A 16195-nucleotide genomic window follows, 5' to 3' on the forward strand; every position below is an offset into this window, starting at 1 on the left:
TCAGCGGGTTGGCAATGGGCTGCTATCAGACCAGAAGGAAATCGCTGGTGGAGAGCGTCGAGACGTTGTCCAGGGTTGCGAGCAAGACGGATTCCTTGTCGCCGCCTTTGCCGTCGGCGTCGAACCAGAGCCGGTGCGTATCCTTTTCGTAAAGGAAGGTCGGGCCTGATGTCGTGAAGACGGCGTCGTCGGCGAGGACGAGCTTGATTGCCGTTCCGGCCTTGAGACCGAAGGCGGTGTTGTCGATGGCGATCTTGTCCTCGCCGCGCTTGAAGTCGGTGATCTGGTCGCCGCCGTCGGTGACGTAGTTGAACTGGAACGTATCCTTGCCGGACCCGCCCGTGAGGTGATCGCCGCCGGAGCCGCCGATCAGCGTGTCGTTGCCACCGCGGCCCTGCAGGATATCGTCCTTGCTGCCGCCGTACATCCATTCGCTGGCGTTCGAACCCCTGATGTCGTCGTCCTGGCTCGTGCCCCAGAACCGTTCGATGTTCTTGACCGTGAGGCCGCGGGCGAGGCCATCGTTCTTGGTGCTGTCGAGCAGGTCAAGCTTCACCGAGGCGTCGTAGCCGTAATAGTTGAAGTCCAATATGTCGCTGCCGGCGCCGCCGTCGAAGAGGTCCTTTCCGGTGAACTCGTTGCGGGTGAAACTATCGTCTCCCGCGCCGCCCAGGAGAGTGTCGTTGCCGGCGTCGTCATAGAGGAAGTCCTTGCCGTCACCGCCGTTGAGCGTGTCGTTGCCCGCATTGCCGCGCAGCGTGTCGCCGCCGGCGCCGCCGGTCACGACGTCGTTGCCCTTCGTGCCGGTGAAGTCGAGCGCTTCCATGCCGGAATAGGAGGTGGTGGCGTTGACTTTCACCGTGCCGGTGCCGGAGGTGAACTTGACGCCGGTCGTGAGCGCCGAGACGTCGACATAGACCGTATCAATGCCGGTGCCGCCGATTGCGGTGTCGCCGTTGTTGATATGGACATAGTCGTCGCCTGCGCCGGCATCGATCGTGTCGGCCGCCGCGTCGTCGTTCGATCCGGCCGCCCAGATCGTGTCGCGGCCGTCGCCGCCCTTCAGCGTGTCGCGACCATTGCCGCCGTAGATCCAGTCGTCGCCGCCAAGGCCGACAAGCGTGTCGTTGCCGTCGTTGCCGTCGAGCGAATCCGACAGGTTGCCGCCGGTGAACTTGTCGGCGCCGGAGCCGCCGGTGATGTCGATGCGCTCGAAATTCTTCAGCGTGACGTCGCCGTTGACGACGGTCGCATTGGCGCTCAGCGTGAAGGTAAGGGCTTTGGTGGTCTCGTTGCGGTCGATGATCGCGAGGTCCGTGCCGGTGCCGCCGTCGGCGTTGAGCTTGCCGAAGGTGTAGCCGAGGCCGGCATTGAACTCCACGCTGTCGTTGCCCGCGCCGAGATCGAGCGTCGTTGTATCCCCGCCGGCATGGGCCTCGAAGATCGACAGGTGCGCCTCGTCGTCGCCGTCGCCGGCCGACAGGTTGTTGTTGCCGCCGAGATCGTACAACACGTCGTCACCCTTGCCGGCGACGATCTTGTCGTTGCCGAGCCCGCTGTCGAGCAGGTCATCACCGACGCTGCCGTAGAGCTGGTCATTGCCGCTGTAGGACTTGAACCAGACGCTCTGGGCATTGCCGGCCTTGAGGACGTCGTCGCCATAGGCGGAGGTGAAGATGTTGAAAATCTCGGTGTTCTGCGCGTAGGAGCCGTTCGACAGCGTTCCCTTGCCGTTGACGACGTCGAAGGTGTAGTTGATCGTCTGGTAGCTGTAGACGTCGATGTACACCGTGTCGGTGCCCGAACCGCCATCGATCGTGTCCTTGCCCGAACCGGCGAAGATCGTATCGTTGCCCGCTTCGCCATAGAGCTTGTCGTTGCCCGCACCGCCGTCGATGGAATCGTCACCGGCGCCGGCCTTGACGGTGTCGTCGCCATCGTAGGTGACGATGTGGTCCTTGCCGCCCAGCGTGACGATCGTGTTCTTGTCGTTCGTGCCGTAGAGATCGTAGTTCTCGACATTGACGATGGTCGTGCCGTCGGCGAGCGTGTTGACGACCGTGGAGGCCTTGGCGGTGAAGGTGCCCGAGATGTTGCGGATCTCGATCTCGTCGATACCGGCACCACCGTCGACCTTGTCGGCGCCATCCGCCAGGTTGATCAGGATCTCGTCGTCACCATCGCCGGCATTCACCGTGTTTTTGCCGCTGCCGGTGATGATGTAATCCGCGCCTGCGCCGCCGTTCAGCGTGTCGTTGCCTTCGCCGGCCCAGAGATAGTCGTCGCCGTTTCCGCCGTTGAGCACGTCGTTGCCGTCTTCACCGTAGAGCGCGTCGTCGCCATTGCCGCCAGTGAGGGTGTCGTTGCCGCCGCCGCCCTGCAAGTTGTCGTCGCCATAGCTGCCGTCGAGCTTGTCGTCGCCGTCGCGGCCATAGAGATAGTCGTCACCCTGGCCGCCGTTCAGCGTGTCCTTGCCGTCGCCGCCATCGAGCGTGTCGTTGCCGCCGTTGCCGGACAGCGTGTCGTCCCCGTCCTGCCCGTTGAAGCGGTCGTTCCAGTGGCCGCCGGTCAGCGTGTCGGCGAAATTGGTGGCCGTGACCCAGTATTGTTCGATGTTCTTGACGTTGAAGCCGAACAGGTTGACCGACTTGGTCGGATCCTGCACCGTGAATTTGATGCCGGCCGTATTGTATTGCAGGTTGATGTCGAGCGTGTCCGTGCCCAACCCACCATCGACGACGTCACCCTTCCAGTCGCCGATGGAATAATCGGTGAACCGGTCGTCGCCCAGCCCGCCCGACATCGTGTCGGCACCGCCGCCGCCCGACAGGACGTCATCGCCCTGGCCGCCCGATAGCGTATCCGTGCCGAGGTCGCCATAGAGGGTATCATCCTGGAAGCCGCCGCTGAGCGTGTCGTTGCCGTCGCCGCCTGACAGGTTATCACGGGCGAACAGGCCATAGATCTTGTCATGGCCGCCCTGGCCGTAGATGTAATCCTGGTCAAGGCCGCCGTTCAGCGTTTCCGATGCATCCGTTCCGTATTTCGTCGCCATTTTGCTCACCCATGATTCTCTGTTTCGGACAACAGCGACCGCCCGCCATCCGCAGTGCGGATGCTCGAAAGTGCTGCATAAACGTTGGAAGTCAGGCCCCCGCAGTTCGGTGGCGAGTGCAGTCCCGCCGTGACCGCATCTGCTCACAAGCAGGGGGCTCATCGTGTTCCCTGGGGAACAGCTGCCTGCCCATCAGCACGACGTTGAGCGACTTCTATCGGCTAATCAAAGGTTGCGTCAGCGTTTCGAAAATACGCTGAAACAGGAACCTTGGGTGGGTTTGGGCAGTTCTTCTGTGGCAAGTTCACCAAAGGAGAACGACAATGGTCGCTGCAAATGAAATTCGCGAACATATGGAAGTGCGCGCCGCCGATGGCGGTCATGTCGGAACCGTCGATCATATGGAGGGCGAAAGCCGCATCAAGCTGACCCGGAGCGATTCCGAGGATGGCAAGCACCATCTCATCCCGCTCGACTGGGTCGACCACGTCGATGCCCATGTGCATCTCAACAAGGATGCAGACGCGGTGCGCCAGGAATGGTCCACGCTGAACTGAACGGAAAAAGCCGCCTCCGGGCGGCTTTTTCATATCCGCTTTTTGACATCAGTCCTTCTTGTTGACGAAGCTGACATTGCCGAGGCCCGTGCCGATCGTCACGGCGGCCCAGGCCTTGGTATCGGCCATGCGCGGTACTTCCGAGAGCCCCTGGACCACGGCGTCGTTGTGCATGATGACGAAGGTCGGCTGATCGTCGATCTCGGGGATAGCCTTGCGAAGTGCCTCCGGCAGGTTGAAGTGCGTGCTTTCCCAGTTGCCGCCCGGCAGGTTCTGCCCGCCGCGTGCAATCGACCCATCGGAGGCGATGATACCGGGGCAGCCGATGCCGATGACCGGAGCCAGCGCAAGCTTCGCCTTTTTCGCCTTTCCGATCAGCGTTTCGATCATGCGCACGAGATATTCGATGGTCGCGGTGCGTTTCGGCTCGTCGTCGGCATGGCGCCACAGTTCCGATTTCCAGACCTTGGCCTTGCCGAAATCCTTGGCGTCGTCGAGGTTCAGCTTGACGACGCCGGCGCGGATGTTCGTGCCGCCGATATCGACGGCCAGGATCGCGTCATGCCCCTTCAGCATCCAGGAGGGGATGAGATGGACGGCGCCGATAAGGCCCGCTTCATCGGGATGATGGGCGATCGGCATCAACTGGACCTTCACGCCCTCGGCCTTCAGCAGCAGCTGCGCGCGCGCGATCGCCATCATGCCGGTCCTGCTGTCCTTGAACCCGCCACCGACGGCAATCCGCTCCGTGCCCTTCCACGCCTCCTCCTTCAGGTAGCGCATCAGCACATCGGCAAGCTCGGCGGCGAAATCATCGACCGCCGCGCGCACGAGGGTGGCGGCTTCCGTTTCCTCGTCTTTGAGCAGCGCATCGATTTCCTTCTTGGAAAGCGTGTCGGTCGCGACCTCGCCCAGTGGATCATCGCCACCCTTACGAATGCGCATGCGCCAGGCCTCGAGTGCATCCCGGAAAGCGGATTTGTTGGCGCGGTCGCCGATGAAGCCCTGCTTGTCGCGTGTTTCGAGATTGTAGCTGGCGACCGTTACCGTCGGCAGGTCCTCGGCACCGTGGATGACGGGGGCGTCGCTGTCGGCGGTCCGTTGTGCTTTCCGATGACCCATGGCAGTTCCCTTGCTGCAATTGCGTGGCGAAGGGCACAATGCGGCGCGCGAAAACTTGTTCCTGCCGGCCTTGCCGGCGTGGCCTCGCCGATCTACTTGCAAGGCGATGGACGAGCTGGAAAAATTGCGGCCATCGGACGCCGCCACCCGCCATCTGGTGCGCCGCCTGGTCGATGAGCCGGACCGCTGGGCGCTGTTTCTCGATATCGACGGAACGCTCCTGGATCTTGCGGCGACGCCGGATGCCATTCAGGTGCCGTTGTCGCTCGCCAGCGATCTGCAGGCCGTCGCCAATCGCCTCAAGGGGGCGCTTGCGCTGGTGACGGGGCGGAGCCTGCTTTATGCCGACGCGCTCTTTGCGCCCTGCCGCTTCCCGATCGCCGGTTTGCATGGCGCTGAATTCCGAGGTGCCGACGGGCAGACGGCCGTCGTGGCGCCAACGCCGGCCTTCATCTCGCTCAAGCAGCGCCTGGTCGAGCAGACGGCGTGGATGGAGGGCGTGTTGATCGAAGACAAGGGGGCGGCGGTGGCGGCGCATTTTCGGCTGGCGCCCGCTTTCGACACGGCGCTGGAAGGCATCATGAAGGCCTTCGCCGAGGAGGCGGGGCCGGGCTGGGTGTTGCAGCCGGGCAAGATGGTGTTCGAAATCCGCCCCGCACGCGCCGACAAGGGCGACGCGGTGGCGGCCTATCTCGAACAGCCCGCCTTTGCCGATCGCCTGCCGATCACCATTGGCGACGACCTGACGGACGAGACGATGTTTGCCCTTGCCAATGCCCGCGGCGGGCAGTCGATCCGGGTCGGCTCGCTTTCGACGGCCACCTGTGCGCTGGCAAAAGCCTCGTCGCCCTCGGCCATCCGCTCGGCGCTTTCGACTATCGCTGCGGCCGGCGAGGCTTAAACCTCAACCGGGCGCGCTTCCTGCACATCCGTGCCGAAGACGCTGCGGTAGCGTGCGATCTCGTGCGGATCGCCGGTCGCCTTCAGCGGATTGTCCGACAGCTTGACCGCCGGGCGGCCGTTGGCGCTGGTCACCTTGCAGACCAGCGAGATCGGATCGAGGCCGTTGCCGCCGTCCGGGTCGCAGCCGCGGAAATCGTTGGTGAGATTGGTGCCCCAGCCGAAGCTCATGCGCACGCGGCCGTGGAAATGCCGGTAGGTCGCCTCGATTGTGTCGACATCCATGCCGTCGGAGAAGATCAACAGTTTGTCGCGTGGGTCGCGGCCCTTCTCCTGCCACCAGCGGATGATCTGCTCGCCGCCTTCGATCGGCGGCGCGCTATCAGGGCGAAAGCCGGTCCAGTCCGCCAGCCAGTCCGGCGCGTGGGCAAGGAAGGCCGTGGTGCCGAAGGCGTCGGGCAGGGCGATCAGCAGGTTGCCGTTATAGTGCTGGCGCCATTCCTCCAGCACCTGATAGGGTGCGCGGGCAAGGGCTGCGTCATCCTCGGCAAGGGCTGCGGCGACCATCGGCAGTTCGTGGGCATTGGTGCCGATCGCTTCAAGATCGGCATCCATGGCGAGCAGCACGTTGGAGGTGCCGATGAAGCGTTCACCGAGCCCTTCCTTCAGGGCCTCCACGCACCAGCGCTGCCACAAAAAACCGTGCCGGCGGCGCGTGCCGAAATCGGAAATGACGAGGTCGGGCAGGAGCCTCAGGCGCTCGACTTTTTCCCACAAATGCGCCTTGGCGCGGGCATAAAGCACGTCGAGCGCGAAGCGTCCCTTGTCGCGCATGGCGGCACGGGATTTCATTTCGTTGATGATGGTCAGCGCCGGGATTTCCCACATCATCGTGTGGGTCCACGGGCCTTCGAAATGTAGCTCATACTGCCCGTCGGCCTTGCGCAATTCGTAGTCCGGCAGCTGGAAGGCGGCAAGCCAGGCGATGAAATCCGGGCCGAACATGCGCGCCCGGCCGTAAAAGCTGTTGCCGGCGAGCCAGATCAGTTCCTTCTTGGTGAAGCGCAGGCTGCGGGCATGGTCGAGTTGGGCGCGCAGCTCTCCCTCGTCGATGATCTCGCCGAGCCGCACGCTCTTCGTGCGGTTGATCAGGGAAAAGGTCGCCTTCACATCCGGATGGAGCTGCCGGATCATCTGCAACATCAGCAGCTTGTAGAAGTCCGTATCGAGCAGGCTGCGCACGATCGGGTCGAGCCGGAAATTGTGGTCGTAGGTGCGGGTCGCGAAATCGGTGACGGTCACGCGGCTCTCCTTCCGGCCGGGTGCGCCGCGATTGGACTTGCGATAGGCATGCAGATTCTCCCGTTTCGATGGCGCCACCTTAACGCGATATCGCCGGGGTGGGAGGGGTGACGGCGATTTTTACCGTGCCGTGCCCTGCGCCAAATGCACAAAGGCCCGCGTGAGCGGGCCTTTGTTTGACGTGTGTGGATCGGTAATCAGCCGATGGCCATCAGGCTGGCATTGCCGCCGGCGGCGGCCGTGTTGATCGAAGTCGAGACCTCCTCCAGCAGCCAGTTGAGGCAATAGGCTTCCGGGTCGCTCAGCAGTTCCTCGGTCGTCGCGGCCTGTACCAGAACCAGCGGGCCGGGAAGGGCCGCGATCTTGCGGTTGACGGCGCGGACCGCCTCCGCATCGCCTTCCACCAGCGCGCCGGCGAAGGGGCCGTCCTTGGCCCAGTCCGCCGACCAGGTGAGGCGGGCGGCGACGGAGGCGGGCAGGTCGGCAAGCACGGGCTTCAGCGCGGTGGCATTGTCGATGGCAAGCATGTTACCCGTTGCGAGACCGGCGGCGACCTGACGCAGCAGGCCGGCTTCCGTCTGCGGCACGAGCAGCACGTTGCCGCGGGCATGCAGGGCATAAAGATTGCGTTCGCCGACGGGGCCGGCGAGTTCGCGCACCAGGCCGAGCGCCGAGCGGTTGGCGAAGCTGCGGGCGGTCTCGCCTTCCGCAGCCTTGCCCTTGCGGTCGAGCCAGGAGATGAAATCGCGCAACGCCTGATCGGTATGCACCGAATCCTGCTGCGGCGGCACCGGTGCCTTCTGCACGAGGCGGCCGATATAGAGCGGGCCGCCCGCCTTGGGGCCGGTGCCGGAAAGGCCGCGTCCGCCGAAGGGCTGCACGCCGACCACGGCGCCGATGATGTTGCGGTTCACATAGAGATTGCCCGCCTTGATGCGGCTGGTGACATGCGCGATCGTTTCGTCGAGGCGCGTGTGCAGGCCGAAGGTCAGGCCGTAGCCCGAGGCGTTGATGTCGTCGATCAGCCGGTCGAGATCGGCGCGGCGGAAGCGGATGACATGCAGCACGGGGCCGAAGACCTCGCGCTGGAGATCGGCGAGCTTCTTGATCTCGATGATGGTCGGCGCGACGAAGGTGCCGTGCGCGGCGGCGGCCGGCAGCGGCAACTGCTCGACCTTGTTGCCGAGGCCGCGCATGCGCTCGATGTGACCGACGATGTTGTCGCGCGCTTCGCCCGTGATGACGGGGCCGATATCGACATTCAGGCTGTCGGTACGGCCGAGCGTCAGCTCCTGAAGCGCGCCCTTCAGCATGGCGAGCGTGCGGTCGGCGACGTCGTCCTGAAGGCACAGCACGCGCAGCGCCGAGCAGCGCTGGCCGGCGCTGTCGAAGGAGGAGGCGATGACGTCGGCGACGACCTGTTCGGCAAGCGCCGAGGAATCGACGATCATACCGTTCTGGCCGCCGGTTTCGGCGATCAGCGGGATCGGCTTGCCGCCCACCGAAAGACGCTCGGCAAGCTGCGCCTGGATGAGGCGGGCGACTTCCGTCGAGCCGGTGAACATGACACCGGCCGTCTTGTCGGCGCCGACGAGGGCTGCACCGAGGGCGCCGGCACCGGGCGTGAACTGCAGGGCGCCGACGGGAACGCCGGCCTCGTGCAGGATTTTGACGCTCTCATAAGCGACGATGGGCGTCTCCTCGGCGGGCTTGGCGATAACCGGATTGCCGGCAACGAGCGCTGCGGCGACCTGGCCGGTGAAGATGGCGAGCGGGAAGTTCCACGGGCTGATGCAGACGATGGGGCCGAGCGGTAGGTGCGACGGACCGAGCGTGCGGCGGGCCTGTTCGGCATAGTAGCGCAGGAAGTCGATCGCTTCGCGCACTTCGCCGATGGCGTTGGCGGCGGATTTGCCGGCTTCGCGCATGATGATGCCCATCAGCGGCTCGATGCGGGCCTGCATGATATCGGCGGCGCGGTCGAGGCAGGCGGCGCGGTCGGCGGGGGAGACGGCGGACCAGCTTGCGACATTGTCGGCGGCCATGGCGACGATGCGTGCGGCATCCTCGGCCTTTGCCTCGGTGACGCTGCCGATGACGTCGCGGTGATCGGCGGGGTTCAGCACGTCCTGCGTTTCGCCGGCGGCGCTGCCATCCGCGAGAAGCGGGGCGGCGTGCCATTGTTTCGCGGCGGTGCCGGCGAGTTCAGCCGAGAGGCCGACGAGGGTCTCTTCGTTCGAGAGATCGAGGCCGGCGGAGTTCTTGCGCGACGCGCCGAACAGACCGTCGGGCAGGGCGATCTGGTCGTGCTGCGCGCCGACGACGGGCATGGCGGCGACGATCTCGACCGGGTCGGCGATCAGCGATTCCACCGAGACCTTCGGGTCGGAGATGCGGTTGACGAAGGAGGAGTTCGCGCCGTTTTCGAGCAGGCGGCGCACGAGATAGGCCAGCAGCGTCTCGTGGGTGCCCACAGGCGCATAGATGCGGCAGGGCCGGTCGAGCTTGTCCTTGCCGACGACCTCGTCATAGAGCGGCTCGCCCATGCCGTGCAGGCACTGGAACTCGTATTTGCCGACGGCGAAATCCGGGCCGGCGAGCTGGTAGATGGTGGCAAGGCTCTGGGCGTTGTGGGTGGCGAACTGCGGGAAGATCGCATCCGGCGCGGCGAGCAGCTTGCGGGCGCAGGCGACATAGGCGACGTCGGTATAGATCTTGCGGGTGTAGACCGGGAAGCCTTCCAGACCATCGAGTTGGGCGCGCTTGATCTCGGCGTCCCAATAGGCGCCCTTGACGAGGCGCACCATGACGCGGCGGCCGGAGCGGCGGGCGAGATCGATGATGAAATCGAGCACGAAGGGGCAGCGCTTGCCATAGGCCTGCACGACGAAGCCGAGGCCGTTCCAGCCCTTCAGCGCTTCATCGAAGCAGAGGCTTTCGAGCAGATCGAGCGACAGTTCCAGCCGGTCGGCTTCCTCGGCGTCGATGTTGAGGCCGATGTCGTAGCTCTTGGCCAGCGCTGCGAGCTTCACCACCTTCGGCAGCAGCTCGCCCATCACGCGGGCGGTCTGCGTGCGGCTGTAGCGCGGGTGCAGCGCCGAGAGCTTGATGGAGATGCCGGGACCGTTGTAGATGCCGCGGCCGCCAGAAGCCTTGCCGATGGCGTGGATGGCGTTTTCGTAGTCGCGGTAATAGCGCTCGGCGTCGGCCGAGGTCGTGGCGGCTTCGCCGAGCATGTCGTAGGAATAGCGGAAACCGCGGGCTTCCAGCGGCTTGGAGCGCTTCAGCGCCTCCTCGATGGTTTCGCCGGTGACGAACTGCTCGCCCATCATGCGCATGGCCATATCGACGCCGCGGCGGATGACCGGCTCGCCGGCGCGGGCGATGAGGCGCGTCAGGGCCGCGGACAGGCCGCGGTCGTTGACGGTAGAGGTCAGCTTGCCGGTGACGACGAGGCCCCAGGTCGCGGCATTGACGAACAGCGACTTGCCGCCACCGATATGGGAGGTCCAGTCACCCTCGGCGATCTTGTCACGGATCAGCGCGTCGCGCGTGTCGGTGTCCGGGATGCGCAGCAGCGCTTCGGCCAGGCACATCAGCGCCACGCCTTCCTGGCTCGACAGCGAATATTCCTGCACCAGACCCTCGACGCCCGTGCCCTTGTGCTTGGCACGCAGCGCCTCGATCAGCGTGCGGGCGGTGCTGCGGATGTCGTAGCGCTCGCGCTCGGATACGCGGGCAGCGGCGACCAGTGGCGGCAGGCATTCGGTCTCGGGGCGGCGATAGGCGGCCGTGATGGCCTGGCGCAGCGCGCTCTGCGGACGGATCGGCGGGGCGAAATCGGAGAACGGGGCGGTGGATGCGGCGGCGGGATTCTGCATGGAAGGACCTATGAGAAGCGTTCGGTGTCTGAAGGGATCAGCGGATGAAGGCAGGAGCAGGCTCGTCCCGGAAAGGGGCGTCATGGGTTTCGGTCGCGCCGGCAAGCATCACGCCTGCGCGATCGCTTTCGGACCGTTCCGCCCTGACGCTGCAGGCCGCCACGACGGCCCGGATGGCGAGCGGCTTGTAGTGGCGGATGAGGTCCGCCGGCATGCTAGCATCGAAAGTCCTGTCCTGCATCCCATCTCCCCTGTCTTGGCTCGGAATACGGCCGTCGCCGACACGCTCTGCTGGCGGCCGGTTCGGTGCGTTCATTGCTGGAAACTGGGCGCAATTGATATCATGCAGCTGGAAAACGGATGGACTTCATATCCGGATGATTTAGGCTATATGGGTTTACTTTTCGTCCTGTGGAGGTCCGATTGATCGAGAATTTGCAGACCGATGGGTCATTGGATGGTTTTGACCGGAAAATCCTCGAAGAACTCGGGGAAAACGGCCGCATCTCCGTCGCGGAGCTGGCGGAGAAGGTCGGCCTTTCCAAAACGCCGTGCCAGAACCGCTTCAAGCGGCTGATTGCGGAAGGCTTCATCCAGGGCTTCAAGGCGATCCTCAATCCGTCGAAAATGAATCTCGACCACATCGCCTTCGCCGAGGTGAAGCTGACCCATACGCATGAGGCGGCGCTGACGAGTTTCAACGCCGCGGTGAAGAAGATCCGCGAGGTGGAGGAATGCCACATGATCGCCGGCCGTTTCGACTATCTCCTGAAAATCCGCACGCGCGATATCAAGAAATACCGGCTGGTGCTGGGCGAGCGGATTTCAAACCTGCCCTATGTTGCCAATACCTCGACCAATGTGGCGATGGAGACGGTAAAGGAGAGCGGCTAGCGGAAAGCCGCCGGGATCGCGGTGTTACACATGAATTCGATCTTGTTGAACAATAGCATTTCTGTTATTCAACAAAAGTGGATTTCTTCGGGGCATGCAGCACCGTTCGGAGCGCGCCGCCGGGGACGAGAGGGAGGATTTTCATGAAGCCAGATCCGATAACCGCGGCTCCTGCCGATGCGAACACCCGCAAGGCGATCAGGCCGGTTGTCTGCTACCCAGTCGAGACGCTGCCGCGCCCGGATCTGTCGACCTATCGTGCGCTACGGGACGACCTCACGCTGGTCGAAACCGTGGTCGTGCCGCCGCGCGAGGCCGCGACCTGGTCGGTGCCGGCTGGGCACTTCTGCCGCATCGTCTGTTCGGAAGGCCCGCAGGTCGGCGACCTTAACCTCTTCAATGCCAACGATCTCAAGGAACGCCTTTACACCGGCAAGACGCGGGCGCTGAACGGCACCCATGTCGGCCTCGGCGACCAGCTCTTCTCGAACTTCCCCTATCTGCGCCCCATCGCGACCATCACGCATGACACGCTCGACTGGTACGGTTTCGACGAGTTCGGCGGCGCGGTGCATGACGTGATAGGCACGCGCTGCGATCCCTATACGCACAATCTGCTCAGCCACGGCGGCCAGTACCACCATTGCTGCCATTCCAACCTGACGCGCGCCTTCGCAGAGAAGACCGGCATGGCGCCGCGCGAGGCGGAGACCTATGTGCATGACGTGCTGAACGTCTTCATGTGCACGGGCTTTACGCGCGACACCGGCCAGTATTTCATGAAGGCAAGCCCGGTGCGGCCGGGCGATTATCTGGAATTCTTCGCCGAGATCGATCTTCTGGGCTGCATGTCGGCCTGCCCCGGCGGAGACTGCTCGGCCGAACACTCTTCCGACACGGCGGCCTGCCATCCCATGGTCGTCGAGATCTACAAGCCCAAGGGCCTGCCCGCAGGCTGGGCGCCGCCGCCGGTCAACGGCTACGACGGCACCCACGGCCTCTAAGGATCAGACACGTTCAGGACGGCGGACGACGCGGACTTTTCCGCTGCGTCCGCCGCCGCAGAAGAAGCGCTCGCCGCCATCGGATTCGAGGCCCGAAACGGCCGTGCCTTCGGGCATGACGAGCGTTTCCAGCACTGCGCCGGTCTCGGGATCGATCCGGCGAATGTCGCTCTCGTCCCCCTCCCAGGTTCCGTGCCAGAATTCGCCATCCACCCAGGTGACGCCCGTCACCATGCGGTTGCTCTCGATGGTGCGGAGGATCGTGCCGGTCTGCGGGTCGATCTGGTGGATTTTCCGGCTGCGGTGCTCGCCGACCCACAGTGACCCTTCCGCCCAGGTGAGGCCGGAATCGCCGCCCTTGCCGGGGGCGGGAATGGTGGACAGCACGGCGCCGGAGGCGGGGTCGATCTTGTGGATGACATCCTCGGATATCTGGAAGAGATGGCGGCCGTCATAGGCGGTGCCGGCATGGGCCGCGAGCGCGATCGCACCGACCACCTCGCCATTATCAGGATCGAGGGCATTGATCCGGTCGCCGACGGCAAACCACACCTTCTTGCCGTCATAGGTCACGCCGCCCACCTGCTCCACATCGGGAAAGGGGCCATATTCGCGCAGGATCTCAGCTTGCGAGGTCGTCATCGTCATCTCCTCTGGATCGTTGATGATCGCAATCTTAGTCGCCCGGCAGCGGGCCCGGGAGTAACAAGAGTGTCGAGAAGGCGCCCGGTGTCGGCGTGAGCCATCGCCGCGCCCGTCCGCTGCCGATCGCCTGCACCTTTCCCGCTGCCGAAAGCTGTTCCAGGGCGCGCTGCACGGTGCGGGCGCTGGTGCCGAGCGCAATGGCAAGCGCTGAACTCGACCATGCCTCGCCATCGGCAAAGAGCGCGAGAATGTCGGCATGCGGCTCGTCCAGCGGCGGCACCAGCACGGTCACCGCCCGACCACCGCGCGGCGCCAGCACGAAGCCGTATTTGGTGGCCTCGATCCCGGCGAACGGCTCCAGTTCGGCACGCAGCCGGCCCATTTCCACGCGTAGGCGGGCACGGTGCGATTCATCGGCATGCCGTGCGCGAAAGGCATTGAAGAGCAGTTTTTCCCGGCTGGCATCGCCGGGCAGGGCCTCGGCCAGGGTGCGCAGCAGGGAAAAGAGGATGGGGCGCGTGGCAAGCGACAGGATGGCCTCCTCGCAGCGCACGACATGGCGGCAGGCATCGATAATCAGCCTTTTGCCGGCAAAGAGCGCTTCTACGTCGTCGGGCAGCAGAGCCTGTTCCGCGCCGTTGGCGATTGCCCGTGCCGCCGGCTTTTCCAGCACCGTCGCGGCCAGTTCGATTTCGCGCAGCAGGGCGGGGATGCGGGCTTGTCGGGCGGCATCGATCGCGCGCGCGAAGGCGGCCCGCGCCACTTTCGTGCGCAGCCGGCGGATGGCGATGCCGGCGGCGGCAAGCTCGTGGGCGGCGCGCAGGGGTGCAGCGAGGGTGGCGGGGTCGGTTTCGGCAAGCCGGATGCTTGCCTCTTCCAGCCGACCGATGAGCAGCAGGCGGCGGATGGCGAGCGTGCGGGCATGGGCGGCGTTGAGGCTGTCGCCATGGGTGGCGAGTGTTTCGCCGGCAGCCTCAAGCGCCTTGGCCGGCCAGGTGAGGTCGCGGCTGGCGAGCGCGACCTCCGCCTCCGCCACGATACAGCGCGCCCGCGCCACCGTTTCGCGCGGGCCGAAGGCGATGATGGCACTCTTCAGCAGCGTTTTTGCCCGGTCGAGATCGCCAAGCTGCGCCATGGCGATGCCGCGCAGCGCAAGCGCCGGCGCATCGTCGCGCAGGGCCACGCGGTTCAGCGCGCCGAGCGGGTCGCCAGCGGCAAGCGCGCGGGCGGCGGCTGTGATCATCGAATCCATTGCATTCCCGTCACACTTGTCACTCCCGCCCGCGGAAGTCCGCCGCCTACTCTGGACTGGCCGTATCCGGGCAGAGCAAGGCGATCGTCCGAGGCGCATCAATAGATGGCAGCGCGATGGGTTTTGCGAAAGCGTAAAATTTCGCATGGTCGGTGTCGGAAACGGCGAATGACAGCGTCTTCCAGAGAGGCAAGCAGGGAGACTGTGCTGATGTCTTCCTGCTTCAGCCCTCGTCGGGAAGGTGTAGAGTGCGCGCCTGTCCTTGCTTTCTAGACAGGGACGGGGCGGCGCGATCAGTATCAGGTTTGGGGCGGTTCCGGCCGGGCCGGGCGATCGCGAAGGAGATGACAATGATCCATACGCATTATCGCTGGGTGATCGCGGCGGCGGGCGGCCTGCTCGGCTGCATCGCCATCGGCGCGATGTTCTCGCTGCCGGTTTTCCTTTTGCCGATTTCCAAGGATACCGGCTGGTCGGTGACGGGCATTTCCACCGCCATGACCATCGGCTTTCTGTCCATGGCCTTCGCCAGCATGGTCTGGGGCAGCCTGTCCGATCGCTGGGGGCCGCGGCCCGTCGTGCTGACGGGCTCGGTGCTGCTGGCCGCAAGCCTTGCCGCCGCAAGTGTCGCGACCTCGCTCTTGGCGTTCCAGTTCACCTTCGGCCTGGTCGTCGGGGCGGCTGCGGCGGCCGTCTTCGCGCCGATGATGGCCTGCGTCACCGGCTGGTTCGATACGCATCGCAGCCTTGCCGTCTCGCTGGTCTCCGCCGGCATGGGCATGGCGCCGATGACCATGGCGCCCTTCGCCGCCTGGCTGGTCTCCGGCCACGACTGGCGCACGTCGATGCAGATCATCGCGGTCATCGTCGCCGTCGCAATGATCCCTGCCTCACTGCTCATCAAGCGTCCGCCGGCACTGGAAGCGGGCAACGAGGCGCTTGCCGCGGCGGACGAGCCGCAGGGCGGCATGACGACGCGCGACGTGCTGCGCTCGCCGCAGTTCATCATTCTGTGCCTGACCAATTTCTTCTGCTGCGCCACCCATTCGGGGCCGATCTTCCACACGGTAAGTTATGCCATCACCTGCGGCATTCCGATGATCGCGGCCGTCACCATCTATTCCGTGGAAGGGCTTGCCGGCATGGGTGGGCGCGTGGTCTTCGGCCTGCTCGGCGACAGGTTCGGCGCCAAGCATATCCTTGTGCTCGGGCTTCTGGCGCAGTCTATCGGCGCGCTCGCCTATGTCTTCACCGGCGGGCTCGCCTCGTTCTATCTCGTGGCGGGGATTTTCGGCTTCATCTATGCCGGCGTCATGCCACTCTATGCGGTCATTGCGAGGGAAAACTTTCCGTTGCGGCTGATGGGCACGGTCATAGGCGGCACGGCCATGGCAGGCAGCCTCGGCATGGCGCTCGGACCGGTCGCGGGCGGGCTGATCTACGACACCTTTGCCAGCTATACCTGGCTCTATGTCGGCTCCTGTGGCATCGGCCTCGGTGCTTTCCTGATCGCGATGACCTTCAGGCCGATGCCCAAAACCCGCGAGGGGCTGGCGGCGGCCTGAACAGGAGGCGGGCGGTCG

Annotated in this window: 12 protein-coding genes; 5 read left to right on the forward strand and 7 right to left on the reverse strand. The window is 64.8% G+C overall.

Translation table 11 applies throughout. The features are described from left to right. Positions 1 to 25 precede the first annotated feature (25 nt). Positions 26 to 3055, reverse strand: a complete 3030-nt coding sequence (locus AC27VQ_RS13575) for a beta strand repeat-containing protein (protein ID WP_488716668.1) — start codon at positions 3053 to 3055, stop codon at positions 26 to 28. A gap of 323 nt (positions 3056 to 3378) precedes the next feature. On the opposite strand from AC27VQ_RS13575, the gene AC27VQ_RS13580 reads away from it, so the two are divergent. Further along, positions 3379 to 3612 carry a DUF2171 domain-containing protein gene (locus AC27VQ_RS13580; RefSeq protein ID WP_421593009.1) on the forward strand — a complete coding sequence of 78 codons (234 nt, stop codon included), beginning with the start codon at positions 3379 to 3381 and terminating at the stop codon, positions 3610 to 3612. A 48-nt stretch (positions 3613 to 3660) separates the two neighbouring features. Here the strand turns inward: AC27VQ_RS13580 and AC27VQ_RS13585 are convergent, their stop codons facing one another. Further along, the gene (locus AC27VQ_RS13585; protein ID WP_488716669.1) at positions 3661 to 4734 is read right to left on the reverse strand and encodes an ROK family protein; all 1074 of its coding nucleotides are present in this window, start codon (positions 4732 to 4734) and stop codon (positions 3661 to 3663) included. A gap of 106 nt (positions 4735 to 4840) precedes the next feature. Here AC27VQ_RS13585 and otsB point away from each other — a divergent pair, with 106 nt between their 5' ends. Then, the gene (otsB, locus tag AC27VQ_RS13590; protein WP_488716670.1) at positions 4841 to 5635 is read left to right on the forward strand and encodes a trehalose-phosphatase; all 795 of its coding nucleotides are present in this window, start codon (positions 4841 to 4843) and stop codon (positions 5633 to 5635) included. Here the strand turns inward: otsB and pncB are convergent. The 3 genes from pncB to AC27VQ_RS13605 form a co-directional block, all read right to left on the reverse strand. Continuing rightward, a complete protein-coding gene (gene pncB, locus AC27VQ_RS13595) occupies positions 5632 to 6936 on the reverse strand; it encodes a nicotinate phosphoribosyltransferase (protein WP_488716671.1) in 1305 nt (434 codons plus the stop codon). The genes otsB and pncB overlap by 4 nt on opposite strands. A 197-nt stretch (positions 6937 to 7133) precedes the next feature. Beyond that, complete coding sequence (gene putA / locus AC27VQ_RS13600; RefSeq protein ID WP_488716672.1) at positions 7134 to 10817, reverse strand: trifunctional transcriptional regulator/proline dehydrogenase/L-glutamate gamma-semialdehyde dehydrogenase; 3684 nt, start codon at positions 10815 to 10817, stop codon at positions 7134 to 7136. 37 nt (positions 10818 to 10854) lie between these two features. Beyond that, positions 10855 to 11058, reverse strand: coding sequence for a hypothetical protein (locus tag AC27VQ_RS13605; RefSeq protein WP_488716673.1), 204 nt, complete (start codon positions 11056 to 11058; stop codon positions 10855 to 10857). Between the two features lie 182 nt (positions 11059 to 11240). Here AC27VQ_RS13605 and AC27VQ_RS13610 point away from each other — a divergent pair, with 182 nt between their 5' ends. Together AC27VQ_RS13610 and AC27VQ_RS13615 are read left to right on the forward strand one after the other, a co-directional pair. Beyond that, entirely contained in the window at positions 11241 to 11711 is a 471-nt protein-coding gene (locus AC27VQ_RS13610; protein ID WP_488716674.1) for an Lrp/AsnC family transcriptional regulator, read from the forward strand. A gap of 143 nt (positions 11712 to 11854) precedes the next feature. Next, complete coding sequence (locus AC27VQ_RS13615) at positions 11855 to 12715, forward strand: urea carboxylase-associated family protein (protein WP_488716675.1); 861 nt, start codon at positions 11855 to 11857, stop codon at positions 12713 to 12715. A gap of 3 nt (positions 12716 to 12718) precedes the next feature. Here AC27VQ_RS13615 and AC27VQ_RS13620 read toward each other — a convergent pair whose 3' ends face one another. After that, a complete protein-coding gene (locus tag AC27VQ_RS13620; RefSeq protein WP_488716676.1) occupies positions 12719 to 13357 on the reverse strand; it encodes a Vgb family protein in 639 nt (212 codons plus the stop codon). A gap of 34 nt (positions 13358 to 13391) precedes the next feature. Beyond that, positions 13392 to 14612, reverse strand: coding sequence for a helix-turn-helix domain-containing protein (locus AC27VQ_RS13625; RefSeq protein ID WP_488716677.1), 1221 nt, complete (start codon positions 14610 to 14612; stop codon positions 13392 to 13394). 350 nt (positions 14613 to 14962) lie between these two features. On the opposite strand from AC27VQ_RS13625, the gene AC27VQ_RS13630 reads away from it, so the two are divergent. After that, on the forward strand, positions 14963 to 16177 hold the full coding sequence (locus tag AC27VQ_RS13630) for an MFS transporter (RefSeq protein WP_488716678.1): 1215 nt from the start codon (positions 14963 to 14965) through the stop codon (positions 16175 to 16177). Positions 16178 to 16195: the final 18 nt, after the last annotated feature.

The organism is Shinella sp. 20P9.1.1 (assembly GCF_057798995.1).